Raw genomic sequence first — 16,630 nt, 5'->3', positions numbered from 1 at the left:
GCTTTTACAAGCATTCATAATTTAGTTGTGTAAGAAGTTTTGCTTTGCTAACAACTCTTCTTCTGTCTCTACATTGTCTTCATCTGGAACACAACAATCTACTGGACAAACCGCTGCACATTGTGGTTCTTCATGAAATCCTTTACATTCTGTACATTTATCAGCTACAATAAAATAATACTCATCAGAAACTGGTTCTTGTTCTGAATCTGCATCTATATTATTACCGTTTAATAATGTTATGGTTCCTTCTAAGGATGTTCCTTCGCTATACTTCCAATCCACTGCTCCTTCATAAATAGCAGTATTTGGACACTCTGGTTCACAAGCACCACAGTTTATACATTCATCTGTAATTACAATTGCCATGTTTCCAAATTTTAAATTATTTAATAAAGCCTATTCCTGAAGTATTATTTGTTTTTGGATTGATTAAAATAAATGCTCCATTTGCTTTATTTTCCTCATAACTATCTACAAATAACGGTTTGCTTATTTTTAGAGTAACCTCACCTATTTCATTTAATGATAATTTTTCTGGGTTTTCTTCTTTCCCTGAAAAATCAGTATGAATTAAAGATGATAGATTGGTTATTTTTACTTGTGCATCGTTAACACCATGCTTTATATAGTATTTTTCTGAAGCTTGTAAAGGTTGTTTATCCATCCAACAAATAGTAGCTTCTAATTGTTTTGTAATTGTAGGTTCTTCTCCTTCTTTTACTAACATATCTCCTCTACTAACATTTACATCATCTTCTAATGTAATGTTTATCGAACTACCTCTTTTAGCTTCTTGATATTCTGCATCAAAAAACTGAATACTCTTTACTATAGATTTTGTTGCTGATGGTAATACTACTACTTTATCACCTACCGCTAAATCTCCTCCATATAGTTTACCTGCATATCCTCTATAATCATGATACTCTTCTGTTTTTGGGCGAATAACAGTTTGTACTGGAAAACGTACTTGTGATTTTTCTTGAACATCTTCTGACTCCAAACTTTCTAAATGTTCTAGTAAGCTTACTCCATTATACCATTCCATTTTATTTGATTTATCAACTACGTTATCTCCATGTAATGCTGATAATGGTATAAATGTCAAGTTTTGGTTTTTATACTCACTTTTACTTGCTAAATATTCTATTTCACCTTTTATTTGGTTAAACTTATCTTCCGAAAAATCAACTAAATCCATTTTATTAACAGCAATTACAACATCTTTTACTCTTAATAAGTTATTGATAAAGAAGTGACGATATGTCTGTTCTACTACACCATTTCTAGCGTCTACTAATACTATTGAAGCTTGAGAGTTTGAAGCTCCAGTAACCATATTTCTCGTATACTCTATATGACCTGGAGTATCAGCTATGATAAAACTTGTTTTTGGAGTAGAGAAATAGATATGCGCTACATCAATAGTTATTCCTTGCTCTCTTTCTGCTACTAATCCATCTGTAGCTAAAGAAAAGTCTAAATAATCAAATCCTCTTTGCTTACTTTTTTCTTCTATAGCTTGTAATTTATCTTCTGTTAATGATTTTGTATCGTATAATATACGTCCAATTAAAGTACTTTTACCATCATCTACACTCCCTGCTGTTGCTATTTTTAGTACATTCATTTCTTAGTATTGAATTTTGAGTTTTAAGTGTTTTATTTTTAACACTCATTACTAGTTTTTTGTTTAAAAATACCCTTGTTGTTTACGTTTTTCCATGGCTGCTTCAGAACGTTTATCATCTATCCTTGCACCTCTTTCAGAAATTGTTGACACTCTAATTTCATCAACAATAGTGTCAATATCTGTTGCTTCAGATAAAACAGCTGCTGTACAACTCATATCTCCTACTGTTCTAAAACGTACCATTCTTTCTTCTACTAACTCATCTTCTTCTCTGTAAACTACTTCATCATTAGCTGACCAAATCAATCCATCTCTTACAAATGTTTCTCTTTTATGAGCAAAATAAATTGATGGTATTTCTATTTTCTCTTTTTGTATATATGACCAAACATCTAATTCAGTCCAGTTGGAGATAGGAAATACACGAACGTTTTGTCCTAAATCAATTCTTCCATTTAACATATCAAATAATTCAGGTCTCTGGTTTTTCTCATCCCATTGTCCAAAATCATCTCTTACTGAAAAAATACGCTCTTTAGCTCTAGCTTTCTCTTCATCTCTACGCGCACCGCCTATACATGCGTCAAAACCAAATTCTTCTATGGCATCCAATAATGTTTCGGTTTGTAGCATGTTGCGGCTTGCGTATTTCCCTGTTTCTTCTTTTACTTTACCAGCATCAATATTATCTTGTACATCACGTACTATTAATTCTACACCTAGTTCTTTTACTAATCTATCTCTAAACTCTATTGTTTCAGGAAAGTTATGTCCCGTATCAATATGCATTAAAGGAAAAGGAATTTTAGCTGGGTAAAATGCTTTTTGAGCTAGTCTTACTAAAGTTATACTATCTTTTCCTCCTGAAAATAATAATACTGGTTTCTCAAATTGTGCAACTACTTCTCTAAATATGTATATAGCCTCACTCTCTAATGCTCCTACTCTAATTATATTCGTATTCATAATTGTATTTTTTAAATATGTAAACCACATTCTCTATTACTTTCTACTTTTGTTGGATCAAAGTATTTAAACTCATTAGGTAAATTATTCCCTTCTAAATACTTGTCTAAATCTTCATCTGACCAATTGTAAAATGGACTTACTTTAATAATTCCATCTTTACTTTGTGAAACAACATCAATACTATCTCTAAACGCAGTTTGTCCTTTACGAAGATTGGTAAACCAAACATCAGGTTGATGTTCTTCCATGGCTCTTTTAAATGGTTCTAGTTTCACTTGTTCAGTAAATAAAGTATGATTAGGGTCATCTACCGTTGGTAAACCTAGTGTTATATTTCTGTGCGCTTCTGTTTGCTTAGGAACATATAAATTTACGTTTAGCTGTAATGAATGAATTAACTCTTCAGCATGCTTATATGTTTGCGGTGTATTATACCCTGTATCACACCAAATAACATTTATTTCATTTTCTAATGAAGTCACTAAGTGTAATATAGCCGCTTCATAAGGTCTAAAATTTGTTGTTACTACAGGCTTTTTTGCTATTGACAATGCCCATTTAACAATTTCTTGTGGTGTTTTACCTTTTAACTGTTCGTTTACTTCTACTAAATTCATTTTTACTAAACTTATTTTCTGCCCCATTTTATACTATTCCAAACTCTTTCGTGAAAAAAATACAGCAACATTTTAGTTACTAATTCAATTGCTCCTATAGAAAAGGCTGTTCTTACTTCTCCTGTTATTACCCAAGAAATAAGTATTGTGTCTATAGTTCCAAGAAACCGCCAACTTATTGATTTTACAATACTTCTGATAGGCTTTTCTGTATGCTTATCTTCTTTATAATTGGTTTTATTTTCTACTACTTGTTCTATAATCATTTTACTAATTCCTTTTACCCTATCGGAATACTAGGTTTTAAGTCGACAAATATACATACTCATTTCAAATATCAAAGAAAAAAAAGAAAAATTAACAATTATGTAATATTTGTGTATTTAAATTACACCAAATCGGCAAGTGTAGTACTACGTAAAACTTTAAGTGTATTGTCTCTTACTTGTATCATTAGTTTATGAACTGCACAAGCTTCTTCATCTGGACAATCATCACATTTTTCATAAAAGTTTAAACTAACACAAGGCACCATAGCAATAGGTCCTTCAAGGGTACGGATTACTTCGGTCATTTTTATTTCATTGGCTTCTTTAAGCAAATAATAACCACCGCCTTTTCCTTTTTTAGCTCCTAAAACTCCTGCTTTACGTAAGGTAAGTAATATACTTTCTAAAAATTTATGGGAAATATTCTCCTTCTCGGAGATGGTAGCTATTTGCACTTTAAGTCCTTTTTCTTGCTTTGCAATAAAGGTTAGTGCTTTGATTCCATATTTTGTTTTTTTAGAAAGCATATTACAAAAATACACTTTTATTTATTTTTTAATTCTCTAAAGCTTGTCTTAAATCATTTATTACGTCTTCTACATTTTCTAAACCAATAGAAGTTCTTACTAATCCGTCTGTAATTCCTACTTCTAATCTATCTTCAATACTTAGTTTACTGTGTGTTGTGGATGCTGGGTGTGTTACAATGGTTCTGGTATCTCCAAGGTTTGCCGACAGGGAACACATTTTTATATTATTTAAGAATTTACGTCCTGCTTCTATTCCTCCTTTTATTTCAAAAGCCACAATATTTCCTCCTAATCGCATTTGTTTTTTGGCTACTTCGTATTGTGGATGCGATTGTAAAAATGGGTATTTAACAAAATTTACTTTTGGATGCTCTTCTAAAAATTGTGCTACTTTTAATGCATTTTCGCAATGTTTTTCTACTCTTAAACTTAATGTTTCTAAACTTTTTGACAACACCCATGCGTTAAATGGTGACATTGCTGGTCCTGTGTTTCTTGAAAACAAGTAAATTTCTCTTATTAAGTCTGCTTTTCCAACTGTTACTCCTCCTAATACTCTTCCTTGCCCGTCTATTAATTTTGTAGCTGAATGAATTACTAAGTCTGCTCCAAATTTTATTGGGGTTTGTAAGTATGGAGTTGCAAAGCAATTATCTATAACTAATAGCAAGTTGTGCTTTTTAGCAATGTTTCCTAATAATTCTAAATCTAAAATATCAACTGCAGGATTTGTTGGAGTTTCCGCATATAATATTTTTGTATTAGGCTGTATTAAACTTTCTATTTTATCCGTTTCATTTACTTTAAAATAGCTTGTTTCAATATTCCATTTTGGAAAATATTTTGTAAATAAACTATGTGTTGATCCAAATACTGAACGCGAAGAAACAATATGGTCTCCCGCATTTAATAATGCTCCAAATGTAGAAAATACAGCTGCCATTCCTGTTGCAAAAGCATAACCTGCTTCTGCTCCTTCCATTGCTACTATTTTATTTACAAACTCAGTTGTATTAGGGTTAGAAAACCTACTATATAGGTTTTTCTCTTTTTCTTCTGCAAAGGATGCACGCATATCTTCTGCATCATCAAATACAAAACTTGAGGTTAAGTATAAAGGTGTTGAATGCTCAGAAAATTGAGTTCTTTCTGTTTGCTGCCTTATAGCTTGTGTTTCAAATTTATTACTCATTTTGTGGGTCAATTATTTAATTAATTGTGTTTTATTATGATTTCTCACTATGTATCTTACTCAACGTATTCTCACTTATCTTTCTTTACTGTATACACATGTTTCTCTTTGATTACTATACCTTTCTTATGCTGTGTTATACGCTCCTCTTAGCTTGTTACTCATTCCTCTTACTGTGTTACAAACTCCTCATGCCTTGTTACTTGTTCCTCCTGCTGTGTTACAAACTCCTCATACCTTGTTACTCGTTCCTCTTGCTGTGTTACTAACTCCTCATGCCTTGTTGCTCATTCCTCTTGCTATGTTACAAACTCCTCATGCCTTGTTACTCTTTCCTCTTGCTGTGTTACTAACTCCTCATGCCTTGTTGCTCATTCCTCTTGCTATGTTACAAACTCCTCATACCTTGTTACTCGTTCCTCTTACCGTGTTACCAACTCCTCATGCCTTGTTGTATACTCATAATGCAGCGATATACTTTACCTCTGTATTGTTTAGCTTTTCTTAAATTATTATTGTTTAATTATGGTTTTTGGCCAAACGTAATATATCTCCAAATACGCCTCTTGCTGTAACTTGTGCTCCTGCTCCAGCACCTTGAATTACTATAGGTTGCTCTCCGTAAGATTCTGTATAGATTTCAAAAATGGCATCGGATCCTTTTAAGCTTCCTAATGGTGAGCTTTTAGGTACTGATACTAATTTTACATCTAATTCTCCTTTGCTTTGTTGTAAATCGCCATGTAAATCTCCTATATAACGCAATACATGCTCTTCTTCTTGACTTTCTTTTGTCTCTTTAAAGTGCTGATCTAATTTATTTATATTTTCTAAAAAGTCTATTAAAGGAACTTCTCTATATTCTTTTGGTATTAAATTTTCTATAGCTATGTCTTCAAACTCATTTTCTAAGTCTAATTCTCTTGCTAAAATTAATAGCTTTCTAGCTACATCATTTCCGCATAAATCTTCTCTTGGATCTGGTTCAGTATATCCATTATCTATGGCTTGTTGTAATACTGATGAAAATGAAACTTCTTCTTCAGAAAACCTATTAAATATATAACTTAATGTTCCTGAGAAAACGCCTCTTATCCTTGTTATGTTTTCTCCTGAATCATGTAATAGTTTAATGGTATCTATTAATGGTAATCCTGCTCCTACATTGGTTTCATATAAATAACTTTTATTATTATCTTCTAATGTTTTACGTAATTTTTTGTAAAACTCAAACGATACTGTATTTGCTATTTTATTGGATGATACTAAATCGAATCCTGCTTCTACTAAAGGTATGTAATTTTGAGTGAATTCTTGACTGGCTGTATTATCAACTGCTATTAAATTTTCTAAATGATGTGTTTTAGCAAAGTTTATAACACTTGTTATTATTTCTTTGTTTACTTGAGTGTTTTCTAAACTTTTTTCCCAGTTGTTGTTGGCTCCTTCTTTTGTTAAAAGTACTTTTTTAGAATTAGCTATAGCAAAAACATTTAGTTGTATTTTTCTTCTTTCTAAAATATTTTTTGTGCTGTCTAATATTTGATCTATTAATGTACCTCCTACTAATCCTTTCCCAAAAATGGCTATGTTTATTTTTTTAGCTACTCCAAATACTTGACCATGAATTACATTTATTGCTTTGTGTAATTGCTCTTTTTTTACAATTAAACTTACATTTTTTCCTGTTATGGTATTATTAAATAATAAAGGTGTTATTTGGTTTTTTATTAAGGCATTGTATGGGTGGTGGAACTCACTTAGGTTTTGTCCAATTATAGAAATTACTGAAACATCATCTATAATAGATATTTGATTAACATCTTTGGTATATACATCTTTTTCGAATTCTTGTTTTAGAGCTTTTACTGCTGCTTCTGCTTTTTCTTTGTTTACTACTAATCCGATCCCTCTTTCAGATGAACCTTGTGATATTATACTTACACTTATATCTTTATTACTTAATGCTCTAAAGATTCTGGCATCTACTCCTACTTTACCTAGCAATCCTCTTCCTTCAAAATTAATTAATGCCACATTATCTAATACCGATAAGGATTTAATTCCTTTAGAAGTTGACTTAGCTGTTATTAAAGTTCCTTTATCGTTTGGATTGAATGTATTTAATATTCTAAGGTTTATGTTTTTTTCTAGTAAAGGAATTATGGTTTTTGCATGTAAAATATTAGCGCCAAAGTTTGCTAACTCATTGGCTTCTGAAAAGGATAGTTCTTCTATTTTTTTTGCATCTGGTACTAAATCCGGATTTGCTGTAAAAATTCCATTAACATGTGTATAGTTTTGCAATTCTCCTGCATCTAAATAGTTAGCTAATAATGAGGCTGTGTAATTACTTCCGTTTCTTCCTAATGTAGTTGTTTCATTTTTTAAACTTGACGCTATAAACCCTGTAACTACATTCACTGTAGTTCCATTATTCTTTTTAAAATACTGTACTACATTTTCTTTTGAAACATCAATTATTGGTTGCGCGTTTCCAAAGCTTTCATCTGTTTTTAATAATTCTCTTGCATCTGTTGCATTGGCGTCAATACCTTTTTGTTGCAATAATTCAGAGACTGTTTTTATAGCTAATAATTCTCCTTGTGCTAATACCTCATCTTTTATTTTTTGACTATAATCTCCTAATAAACTTATTCCTTCGAATAGTTTTTCTAAACGAGAGAATTCAGGAGAGAAATCTACCATTGGTGTTATTTTAGATTGCTCATATTTAAAAGCCTCTAATTGCTCTGTGTATACTTCATTTTTAGCTGCTTTTTTTAAGATTTCTTCTAGATTGTCTGTTGCGTTTCCTCTAGCTGAAACAACTACAGCAATTTTTTCACCTTCATTAACCTTTTGTTCTATGATAGAAATTACCTTATTTATTCCATCATTTGACAAGGATTTTCCTCCAAACTTTAAAACTTTCATTTTTTTATTTCTTGTGTTTTTATTGAATATGGGTTCAATAATTTTTTCTAGTTGCTCGTATTCTATTAGAAATGCATCATGTCCGTGATCTGAATTGATCTCGTTATAGGTTACGTTTGCATGTTTTGATGCTAATTGTTTGTGTGTTTCTCTGTTTTCTTCTGCTGTAAAAAACAAATCTGAATCTACTCCTATAATATGTATGTCTGCTTCAATGCTTTCTAGTACTTCCTCTCCTTCTCTACCATTTGTTGCATCTATTGTTTTTAACAATTGATTCATTAATTTATACGATGCTAATTGGTAGCGTTCTTGTAATTTTTTACCGTGATGCAATAGCCAGCTTTCTACATTAAATATTTGTAATTCTTCATTTTTAGAGCGCTGGAAACGTTTTTTAAATGATTCTGGTGTACGATAACATAGCATTGCATGCATACGGGCATCATGAACTGGATTGCTTGAGTTTACTAAGAATTGTTCTTGGATTTGGCAATTGGCTATTAACCAATCGGTAGACTTCCAGTCTGTTGCTACAGGAATAAAGTGCTGGGTGATTTTTGGTTGTATTATTGCCATTTCCCATGCTATTCCTCCTCCTAAAGAGCCTCCTATTAATGCAAATAGTTTTTCTATTTTAAGTTGTTTTAAACCTTGTAGAAAAATTTTTGCAATATCACGGGCTATAAAACTTTTGTAATCATCTATTAAAAAGTCGTCATATCCATTTCCCGGAATATTGAAACTAAGTATTGTATACTCTTTGGTACTTATTACTTTGTTTTTTCCTATTACATCTTTCCACCATCCGTCTTCTCCGGCTACATTACTATTACCTGTTAATGCATGGTTTATAAGTATTACAGGTGCAGTACCCAGTTTTTTACCAAACAACTGATAACTTAACGGTAAATTAGAAAACTGAGCACCACTTTCTGTAATATAACTAGTAATAGTTAGGTGTTTTAACTCTTTATTAAAGTTCATGTTTTTAGTATGGTTTTATACTAATACTTCTTTTGGTATTGCTGCAAATGCTGCTTCTATATCTGCTTTTAAATCTTCAACATTTTCAATACCTACTGATAAACGAATTAAGTCTTTTGTTACTCCCGTACTTGCTTGTTGTGCTTCATCTAATTGTTGGTGTGTTGTGCTTGACGGGTGTATTATTAAAGATTTTGTATCTCCTATATTTGCTAATAGTGAGAATAACTTAGTATTATCTGCAATGGCTTTTGCTGCTTCATAACCTCCTTTTGCTCCAAAGGTTACAATACCACTTTGTCCTTTAGGCAGGTATTTATCTGCTAATGTTTTGTATTTGCTACTTTCTAATCCTGGATAGTTAACCCAAGCCACTTCTTCTCTAGCTTCTAACCACTTGGCTAATGCTAAAGCATTTTCACTATGTTTTTGGATTCTTACTTCTAAGGTTTCTAATCCTTGAATAATTTGGAATGCATTGGTAGGACTTAATGCTCCTCCAAAATCTCTTAATCCTTCTAAAATTAATTTGAAGGTATAAGAAGCTGCTCCTAAAGCTTCATGATATACTAATCCGTGATATCCTGCCGATGGCTCAGTAAATTCTGGAAATTTACCATTAGCCCAATTAAATGTTCCTGCATCTACAATGACTCCTCCTAAAGAGTTTCCTTGTCCGCCAATGTATTTTGTTAGTGAGTGAATTACAATGTTGGCTCCGTGTTCAATAGGGTTTAACAAAGCTGGTGTTGCTACAGTATTATCTACAATAAATGGTACTTCTGCTTTTTTAGCGTGTGCTGATATTGCTTGTAAATCTAATACGTCTAGTTTTGGGTTCCCTAATGATTCTACAAAAAAGGCTCTTGTATTTTCCTGCACTGCGTCTGCAAAGTTATCTGGATTAGAAGCGTCTACAAAAGTAGTTGTTATACCTAATCTTGGGAGTGTTACGTTTAATAGATTGTAAGTTCCTCCATATAGACTACTTGATGCTACAATATGGTCTCCTGCTTTTAATAGTGTTAGTAGCCCTGTTGAAATTGCTGCCGTTCCTGATGCAAATACTACAGCTCCTATTCCTCCTTCTAATGCGGCCAATCTTTCTTGTAATATTTGATTGGTTGGATTGTTTAAACGGGTATAAATAAATCCTAATTCTTTTAAAGAAAATAGATTTGCTGCATGTTCTGCATTGTTAAATACATACGAGGTAGTTTGATAGATAGGTACTGCTCTTGTTCCTCCTGTTTGTTTTACATCGTGTCCTGCGTGCAACGCGTTTGTTGCGAATTTTTGTGTACTCATTTTTCTTGTTTTTGAGTTAATAAATAATTAAACCAAAAGTCAAAAACACATCTACTTTTAGATGTTGCTTACTAGAAAAATGTTATTAAGAAATTTTAAGTGTTTCTGTAGTTTTTAATAGAAACTCTTTTTGGTTATCTATCCTCATTGTTATTATATAACATTTTGGTAGAATTTAGCACCTTCTTTGCTTTTACAAAGGGTTGCTAAGGTTTCACAGGGTCTAATCCCTCCACCTTTCTTGATAACATCGTCAATAAGTGTTTGAACTTTTACGAGTACAAATATTTTAAATTTAATTTTTAATATCCAAACTTTATGTTAGTTTTTTTTGAAATTTTGTTTTAAACCACTCTTTTATAGAATATAAAAAAGGGTATTAAGAAACAAAAATGGTAGCAAAAATATCCCTATAGTAAATAACACAAACAACAATGTAAATGCCATTATTTTGAAGTATTTATAGGTTCCAAACCTTTTTACTAACCAAAAATATAAATAATTTAAAACTACTATTAAAACAACAGTAGTTCCTAAAAGTAATAAGATACTCATACTTAATTTAAAAACAAAAGCAATTATTACCACCAAAACTACATGAACCCTGAGGAAGTAAATTAACACAATAACAGGAAAGAAAATCTGGAGTTATTTGTGATAATGGTACTGATAAAAATATTAGTATCAATATTATTGATACTAGTTTCAAAAATGGAGATACTTTTGTTGTTTCTGTGGATTTTATATTTAATTGTCCGTATGTGTTTTTCATAATTTTGAATCAGGAGTTTTGAATTTTTAATTAGCTATACTTCTTCTTACTTAAAAGATTCCTTCACTCCTTAAAATGCGTTCGGAATGACGTGGATAAGATAGATTTTCATCTACAAAATGATCTTCAAACAAAATTAATGTGCCCCGAAACCACATCCATACCAAAAATAGGTTATTATGTGATTATAGTCAAATTCATAAACAAGTTCTGCCAATGGAATTAGAGCAAAAATCAACGCTAAAAAAATAGTTGCTATTTTAATTTGTAAACTTACTTCCCTTGTTTCTGTGTATTCTATATTTAATTGTTCATATGTGTTTTTCATAGTGCTTTATTAATTTTTACTTAGCTTATTCTTCCTCTTTATTTAAAGATATTACTTTAGTTTGAATTTCATTTCTACTGGTAAATGATCTGAAGCTTTTCCAAATTCTTTTAATACATTTCCACTAACATATTCAATGGTGTTTTTTGTATAAAAAATATAATCTAAACGTTCAAATGGCTTCTCGGTATCAAAAGTTAATTCGTAATTGTTATTTGAGTAAGCTGCATTTCCTATATTGGGTAAATCAAATACTTTTTGAATGGCTGGTTCTTTATATTTTGGGTCGCTATTAAAATCACCCAATAAAATGGTTGGATAGCTTTTGGCATATTTTTTAAATACACCTATCACCTTATTTAATTGTTTTACTCGTGTTTTTTTATCAAATGCTTCTAAGTGAGTATTTAATACAACTACTTCTTTACCTTCTATAGCTACTTTAGCTACTTGTAACAACCTTTCTAAATAAAATGCATCTCTATAAAATGGGCTGTCTTCTACTCTTTCTAATACAATTCGCTCATAATCTTTTAATGGGTATTTACTCAATATAGATTGCCCTGACACTACTTTTCCAAAATGCATACTTGGTGGCCAATATGGAAAAGGTAAATAACGCTCGTCCCAATTAATTCCTCTTGCTACATAATTGTAACCAAGCTTGGCTATTTCTTCTTCTTGGTTTACTTCATACGACCTCGCGGCATTATAATCTATTTCCTGAAATGCAATAATGTCAGGATTTGTTTTTTGAACTTGTGTTATTACTGTGTTTAAATTAGTATCAAATAACTCTTTGGTTTTCTCTACCGCTCTGTTATTGGTCATACCACTCAAGTATCCAATATTATAAGTTACAATACTATATATAGAATCGTTATCTACCTTGCTTTTATACTCATTTGTTAGTAGTGTTGCATATGTTTCTTTATTTAAAGTTGCTGACGATGCCCAAAAAAAGAATACTATTGACGCTACTACTACTGCTATTATTATTTTTAAAAGAAGGTTGATGCTATTTTTCATGTACTTTTTACTTATTTCTAATGGGTTATTATTTAAATACCTATAGTTTGCTAGGCTTTTAAATTAAAAATTTAAAATTTTGTTAATGTTTGTTTCAAAATTAAACCTTTTTATGAATGTAAGGTCTTAGATGTGTAATTAAAATTTAAACTCAAATGAAAAAAGTAATAGGTATTTTAATTTTTGTTTTATGTTTTTCTTTTTCTGCAACGGCTCAGAAGGAAAAAAGAGAACGCATGTCAGTAGCACAACAAACTGAATTAGCAGTAAAAAAAATGACGCTTAAGTTAGATTTAACTCCTGCTCAACAAAGTCGAATTAAGCCCTTGCTTGCTAAACAAATGGAAGAAAGACAAGCTATGAGAGCTAAAAGAAAGGCTTTAAAAGAAAAAGGGCAAAAGCCTACAGCAGACGAGCGTTATGCAATGATGAATGCTAAACTAGATAAACAGATAGCTTTTAAAGCTGATATGAAACGTATTTTGGATGAAAAGCAGTATGAACGTTTTGAAAAAATGGCTAACAGAAAAATGCATAAAATGAAGAGAAAAGGAAAAAGAAAAATGAAAAAAGATAGAAATAGAGATAACGATAGAAAAAGTTAGATAATAGTAGTAGATAGGTTGGTTTACCTATGCATTAGTTTTTAGAAAGAAAGCTCGGTTTTAATAGTTGAACCGGGCTTTTTATTTATATACCCTTACTTAAACTTTAACATTTATTTCTTTTGCAATTACATACATTTACTCATCTAACCATTAGTTATATTTTTAAATTATGAAATCTTTACTTATACAGTATTTATTTTTACCTCTTTTTTTATTTTTAATAATTCCCTCTTCCTTTACTCAAACCAATAATGAAAGGTCATTAGTTAATGGCTTTAGTAAGGAACGTACAATTACTTCTTTAGAAAAGCATATTTATTTTATTGATTTAAAAAATGGAATGGCTGTTATTGGAAATGTAATACAAAACGGAATAGATCTTGTTATTGATATTTACACTCCTGATGGAAAGTTCCTTAGACAAATTGATAGTCCTAATGGAGCAAATGGAATTGAGCCTTTTGATATTACTTCTAATATATTTGGTAAATACAAACTTGTGATACGTTCACTTGAAGAGAGTTCTAAAAAAGGTAGATATACTATAAAAGTTAAAGAGATTTTAAGCTTAGAAAATAATAGAAAACGTATCTTAAAAAGAGAAATCCCAACTGTTACTCTTTATAAGCTCTGGGAGGCTTCTTTAAAAGATAATAATGCAATAACTTCTTTCGTTTCAAAACATAAAGAAAAGCATATTATTGAACCTATTGATGGAAACAATACTGATATGTTGGTTACATATTTTTGTATTCCTAATAAAAATGTAGAATACGTGATGTTGAGTGGTGGTCCAGATTTTTTAGGTTTGCGCTTTCAAAGACTTGCTAATACTAAACTTTTTTATGTTACTCAAAGAGTTCCTAAAGATGCTCGTTTTAATTATGGTTTCAATTATTTTAATCTTCACAAAGCAGGCCCCAATAATGAAATTGTATATAGAAATGTTGAACATGCTTATGATGGTTTCCTTGAAATGCCTAATGCACCTAAGCAGTCTTATGTTACAAAAAGGAAAAGTGTTAATGAAGGGACTTTATTAGTTACTTCTTTAGAGAGTACTTTTTTAAATGAAATACGAAAAATATCTATTCATATTCCCGCTAATTATGATGTTAAAAAGCCTCATAATTTACTCATTATTTTTGATGGAGAGTCTTATGGAGGTAGACCTAACCGTAATTCAAGAATCCCAACACCTGTTATTATGGATAATTTAATGTCTGAAAATAAAATAACTCCTACTGTTACTATTATGGTTTGGTCTATGGGAAAAAGAAGTAAAGACTTAATTAGTGAAAAATTTGGTGATTTTATTGCTAAAGAACTTATTCCTTGGGCTCGTTTAAAATATAATATTGGTACTAAAGCTAACAAAATTATTGTTGCTGGTTATAGTAGAGGTGGTTTTGCTGCTAGCTATATAGCCTTGCGTTATTCTGATGTTATTGGTAATGTCCTTTCTCAATCTGGTTCTTATTGGATCAAAGGAACAAAGGATGAAAATCACTGGATTTACCCTAAAGATAATGGCAAACTTACTGAGGCTTATAAAAAAAATAAAAAACTTCCTATAAAATTCTATATGGATGTTGGGCTTTATGATGCAGGTGCTTCTATGTTAGGTATGAACAGGCAATTTAGAGATATTCTTGAGGTTAAAGGTTATAAAGTAACTTATTATGAATTTAAGGGTGGACATAGCTATGTTAATTGGAGAGGAACATTAGCTAATGGATTAATTTCTTTAATTGGAACTACTGAAAATTAATTTCCATTCCTAATTTTCAAGTATCTTCTGAAGATTAATTTTATAGGTTCTCCCTACTGGTATTATGTGTTCTCTTATATGAACTCTATTTCCTTCTATGGCTTCAATATGTTTTTTAGCTATAATAAAGGATTTATGAACTTGTAAAAACAGGGTGTTAGAAAGCATTTTATTAAAGTCTGAAAGCTTTTCTCTTATCACTATGGTTTGTGATTCTGTATTTACTTTACAATAATTACCTACTGATTCTATAAATAATATTTCAGAAGTTTTAATTTGTATATGTTTTCCATTAGATTTTAGAAATATTGTTTCTTCTAATTTTTCATCTTTAAAATGAGTCAGCTTTTTCTGTATAGGCTTTTCAATTTTATTAATGGCTTTTAAAAAACGTTCTAAACTAAATGGTTTTAATAAATAGTCTACTATATTTAATTCATAACCTTCTAAAGCAAACTCTTTATACGCTGTAGTTACAATTACATTAGGTGGATTATTTAGTGTTCTTAAAAATTCAAACCCTTTTAGTTTAGGCATATTTAAATCTAAAAAAACGATATCTACATGATTAGCTTTTAAGAAAGTTAATGCCTCAATAGCATCGTAACAACTTTTTACAAATTGAAAGTTTGGTAAAACCTCACAATATCCTTTTATAATATCATGAGCTATATGTTCGTCATCTACTATTAAATACCTCATTTCATTTCTATTTCTAATGTTGCTTTGAATACATTTCCTTCTACTAAAGTAATTAACTCATGTTTTTTAGGGTACATTAATTCTAATCTTCTTTTTAAGTTTTTAATCCCAATTCCTTTTTTTTCTGGTAGTTCTTCTTCATCAAAATTGTTTTCTATTTTAAATAGTACTTTTTTATCATTTGAAGTTATTGCTATTTTTACAAATGCTTCTGTTCTTAAATTTTCTACCCCATGTTTAAATGCGTTTTCTACAAGGTTTATAAATATTAAAGGCATTATTTTATGCGTTGTTTTATTTAAGTTTTTTTGAAAACTTACTTGTATTTTTTTAAAATAACGCATTTTATGAAGTGTAATATAATTTTCTATATAAATTACTTCATCTTCTAAATTCACCAGTCCTTTTTCTCCTTCATAAATACTATAGCGCATCATCTCTGATAACTTTAATATTAACTGTTGTGCTTGTTTAGCATCTTTACCTACTAAACCATATAAATTATTTAAAGTATTGAAAAAGAAATGTGGATTTACCTGGCTGTTAAGATGTAATAATTCGTTCTTCTTTAATTCGTTTTTTAAATCTATGGCTAAATATACTTGTTTTACTAACCATAGTATTCCCCAAATTAGTAATAACAGATAATAAATGATGGTAATAATACTAAATATAACGGGAGAGTTAGCAAATAAAACTACTGAATCTTTATCTAATATAATAATCTCATAAGCTAACCATAACAATGGTACTGCTATTGATACTATTATTAATATTTTTAGTATTTGCTTTTTATTTACTTTTATCCAATCTATCATATTTCAAAAATATAGTCAAGTTTTTAAGCTAAATAATAGTAGTGACCAACTACCTTTTCTTGTATATAAAATAGCTCTTTTTTATTTTGAACGGGATTATCAACCCAAAAATAGTTTTACATCCCTAAAGTAACTACTTATATCCCTCTTTTTTTTC

Annotated in this window: 15 protein-coding genes and 1 riboswitch; of the genes, 2 read left to right on the top strand and 13 right to left on the bottom strand. The window is 30.4% G+C overall.

The genetic code is table 11. The features are described 5' to 3' along the window. Positions 1 to 21: 21 nt before the first annotated feature. From ABNT65_RS00315 to ABNT65_RS00265, 11 genes are all read right to left on the bottom strand, one after another. Positions 22 to 369: a 4Fe-4S dicluster domain-containing protein gene (locus ABNT65_RS00315; RefSeq protein WP_348702520.1), complete on the bottom strand. Its 348-nt coding sequence runs from the start codon at positions 367 to 369 to the stop codon at positions 22 to 24. 16 nt (positions 370 to 385) lie between these two features. Then, positions 386 to 1,633, bottom strand: a complete 1,248-nt coding sequence (locus tag ABNT65_RS00310; protein ID WP_348702521.1) for a sulfate adenylyltransferase subunit 1 — start codon at positions 1,631 to 1,633, stop codon at positions 386 to 388. Between the two features lie 63 nt (positions 1,634 to 1,696). Beyond that, positions 1,697 to 2,602 carry a sulfate adenylyltransferase subunit CysD gene (gene cysD, locus ABNT65_RS00305; RefSeq protein ID WP_348702522.1) on the bottom strand — a complete coding sequence of 302 codons (906 nt, stop codon included), beginning with the start codon at positions 2,600 to 2,602 and terminating at the stop codon, positions 1,697 to 1,699. Positions 2,603 to 2,613: 11 nt separating this feature from the next. After that, positions 2,614 to 3,222, bottom strand: coding sequence for a phosphoadenosine phosphosulfate reductase family protein (locus ABNT65_RS00300; protein ID WP_348746827.1), 609 nt, complete (start codon positions 3,220 to 3,222; stop codon positions 2,614 to 2,616). A gap of 11 nt (positions 3,223 to 3,233) precedes the next feature. Then, positions 3,234 to 3,488 carry a DUF2061 domain-containing protein gene (locus tag ABNT65_RS00295; RefSeq protein ID WP_348702523.1) on the bottom strand — a complete coding sequence of 85 codons (255 nt, stop codon included), beginning with the start codon at positions 3,486 to 3,488 and terminating at the stop codon, positions 3,234 to 3,236. 122 nt (positions 3,489 to 3,610) lie between these two features. Beyond that, entirely contained in the window at positions 3,611 to 4,018 is a 408-nt protein-coding gene (locus ABNT65_RS00290) for an Rrf2 family transcriptional regulator (RefSeq protein WP_348702524.1), read from the bottom strand. Positions 4,019 to 4,046: 28 nt separating this feature from the next. Next, positions 4,047 to 5,213 carry an O-succinylhomoserine sulfhydrylase gene (locus ABNT65_RS00285; protein ID WP_348746826.1) on the bottom strand — a complete coding sequence of 389 codons (1,167 nt, stop codon included), beginning with the start codon at positions 5,211 to 5,213 and terminating at the stop codon, positions 4,047 to 4,049. Positions 5,214 to 5,732: 519 nt separating this feature from the next. Next, on the bottom strand, positions 5,733 to 9,137 hold the full coding sequence (thrA, locus tag ABNT65_RS00280; protein ID WP_348746825.1) for a bifunctional aspartate kinase/homoserine dehydrogenase I: 3,405 nt from the start codon (positions 9,135 to 9,137) through the stop codon (positions 5,733 to 5,735). 15 nt (positions 9,138 to 9,152) lie between these two features. Next, complete coding sequence (locus ABNT65_RS00275) at positions 9,153 to 10,445, bottom strand: O-acetylhomoserine aminocarboxypropyltransferase/cysteine synthase family protein (protein WP_348746824.1); 1,293 nt, start codon at positions 10,443 to 10,445, stop codon at positions 9,153 to 9,155. Positions 10,446 to 10,576: 131 nt separating this feature from the next. Further along, positions 10,577 to 10,696: riboswitch (SAM riboswitch) on the bottom strand. Positions 10,697 to 11,353: 657 nt separating this feature from the next. Next, entirely contained in the window at positions 11,354 to 11,545 is a 192-nt protein-coding gene (locus ABNT65_RS00270; protein WP_348737179.1) for a hypothetical protein, read from the bottom strand. Between the two features lie 51 nt (positions 11,546 to 11,596). Further along, positions 11,597 to 12,574, bottom strand: a complete 978-nt coding sequence (locus ABNT65_RS00265; RefSeq protein WP_348702530.1) for an endonuclease/exonuclease/phosphatase family protein — start codon at positions 12,572 to 12,574, stop codon at positions 11,597 to 11,599. Between the two features lie 155 nt (positions 12,575 to 12,729). Here ABNT65_RS00265 and ABNT65_RS00260 point away from each other — a divergent pair, with 155 nt between their 5' ends. Continuing rightward, positions 12,730 to 13,179 carry a hypothetical protein gene (locus ABNT65_RS00260; protein ID WP_348702531.1) on the top strand — a complete coding sequence of 150 codons (450 nt, stop codon included), beginning with the start codon at positions 12,730 to 12,732 and terminating at the stop codon, positions 13,177 to 13,179. Between the two features lie 172 nt (positions 13,180 to 13,351). After that, positions 13,352 to 14,953, top strand: coding sequence for an alpha/beta hydrolase (locus ABNT65_RS00255; protein WP_348746823.1), 1,602 nt, complete (start codon positions 13,352 to 13,354; stop codon positions 14,951 to 14,953). Positions 14,954 to 14,962: 9 nt separating this feature from the next. Here ABNT65_RS00255 and ABNT65_RS00250 read toward each other — a convergent pair whose 3' ends face one another. Together ABNT65_RS00250 and ABNT65_RS00245 are read right to left on the bottom strand one after the other, a co-directional pair. Beyond that, positions 14,963 to 15,655 (bottom strand): LytTR family DNA-binding domain-containing protein, encoded by a 693-nt coding sequence (locus ABNT65_RS00250; protein WP_348737185.1) that lies wholly within the window; start codon positions 15,653 to 15,655, stop codon positions 14,963 to 14,965. Next, a complete protein-coding gene (locus ABNT65_RS00245) occupies positions 15,652 to 16,473 on the bottom strand; it encodes a sensor histidine kinase (protein WP_348746822.1) in 822 nt (273 codons plus the stop codon). Before ABNT65_RS00245 ends, ABNT65_RS00250 begins: the two co-directional genes overlap by 4 nt. Positions 16,474 to 16,630 lie beyond the last annotated feature (157 nt).

The sequence above is a fragment of the Tenacibaculum sp. 190524A02b genome (assembly GCF_964036645.1).
Lineage (GTDB): Bacteria > Bacteroidota > Bacteroidia > Flavobacteriales > Flavobacteriaceae > Polaribacter > Polaribacter vairaonense.
This window is presented reverse-complemented; position numbering and strand designations above follow the sequence as displayed.